This is a genomic window from Xanthomonas euvesicatoria pv. euvesicatoria (assembly GCF_020880415.1).
GTDB classification, from domain to species: Bacteria; Pseudomonadota; Gammaproteobacteria; order Xanthomonadales; family Xanthomonadaceae; genus Xanthomonas; species Xanthomonas euvesicatoria.
The window spans coordinates 1-1624 of the sequence record NZ_JAJIUJ010000117.1 but is presented as its reverse complement, the minus strand read 5'-3'; the positions used below and the strand labels follow the sequence as shown (position 1 = coordinate 1624).

Here is a 1624-nt window from a genome sequence, read left to right as displayed (position 1 = left end):
GAAGAATTAGAGCCTATGGACTGGACGCAACGCATGAATACCGCAATGATCAATGAGCCCAAGAAAGGGGAGTTTTTCCACCTGCAGCCAGACGTTCGACGCGGGGGGAAAGGTCATGGGGTTGTCTTTGAGAACCGAAAGGCGCTCCTCACTCCGCCTAGGCTGATTCTGAGGCCAAAGGATGGCGGTTTTCCTGCTTTGCGCGAGGTTCCACGCTTGGTCTACCACCCCAGTGAAGGCGTGCCTCCCCAAGACCTGGAAGGGGGATTCAGTGGCTACTGGCTGGTGTCAGAGCGCCTACGTCGAGTGATGGAGATGGTAGATCCTGCGGCGTTCGAGTTTGCCGAGACCGACTATCGCTTGGCCGATGGCTCGAAGGGGCCAAACGTCTACCTGTGCGATGTGGTCCGCACGGTAGACGCACTCGATGAAGATGCTTCTTACCTCGACATCAAAGTCAGTGACGAATACGAAGCTGGTAAACATTACAGCCTGGCGGGGGGCTCGCGGCTGGCCTTCAAAAGCGATGTGCTCGGGGCAGCACACGTCTTCAGACTGCCATTTCACGGTGGCGTCTTTTGTGATCGAGTGTTCAAGGATGCTGTGACTGCAGCCGGTATCGGCACCGATGGACAGTCGGACGGCCTCTGGTTCTACGACGTGGTGAACCGCTAGGCCGAGCCGCAAGGCGACAAGGAGCCTGATCCGTGCCGAATTACCGAACACTTTTCCAGGATCACCACAACATCGAACAGCAAACGCTGAAGAACAGCGAGTTGCTTGATGAGTTGCAACGGGCAGGGAAGTTTGACATCCACGCACAGGAAAACCGACTGTTTCTGCCGGCCAACCCCACGTTCGCTCAAACGATGGGAATCACGCCACATAGCGGCGGCCCTCTTGGCGCTTACCAGTATGGGCTACTTGATCACCTTGAAGATATTTACGCGTCCCGAGATGGGCAAGCCATGTTGGAGGGTGACCCAGCCGCGATGGACCGTGTTGTCCAGCGTGTCGAGCGCTTACGCGATACCGTCAAGGTAGGACTAATCAATGGTGATCTGAACACCAATACGCCCGTTGGTTTAACTCCTGCGCAGACCAATCAAAAGGTTCAAGACTTTTTCCGCGATATCCCGACCTACCAGAAAACCCACGCCCAGCAAATTGAGGCCTTGAAGGGCTTCACGGGGGTGGACCACGGCTGGGGAGCTGTTGCGCATTCCGAGTCGCGCATCGTCACCGCGCTAAACCAGATCCATGTCAGCAACACCGCCATCGTGCGAGGCGGGGACATCCAGCTCCAGCGCAGCGGCTTGTCGCTCGCCATCGCCAATGCCCATCACGATGGGCGCGTGGTCTTGTCCGAGCAGGGCATCCTTAAGGTTGAGCAGACCCTGGGTGAGGAGGCCGCAGACAATCTGCGCGTCCCACGAGGCCAGCGCGGTTCGGCGTCCCTGGAAGTGCTGCTGGGCGAGGCATCGGCCAGGAGCCTGGCGCGTTCGGGCGGTTTGTTGGCGACGGGGGCAGACGCAGTGTTGACCTCCCGCCGTTCCGCCGAGTTGCTGGAACAGGGCAATGCCACGGCCGCGCAGTCCGAGGTCACCCATGCCTTGGCCCGTAA

1 protein-coding gene and 1 pseudogene are annotated in these 1624 nt (G+C 58.8%); both read left to right on the top strand.

What is annotated here, in order from left to right:
• The first annotated feature begins 15 nt into the window (after positions 1-15).
• Positions 16-675 carry a DUF1629 domain-containing protein gene (locus LN450_RS20575; protein ID WP_011348361.1) on the top strand — a complete coding sequence of 220 codons (660 nt, stop codon included), beginning with the start codon at positions 16-18 and terminating at the stop codon, positions 673-675.
• Positions 676-707: 32 nt separating this feature from the next.
• Positions 708-1624: pseudogene (locus tag LN450_RS20570) on the top strand (hypothetical protein); the annotation flags it as partial.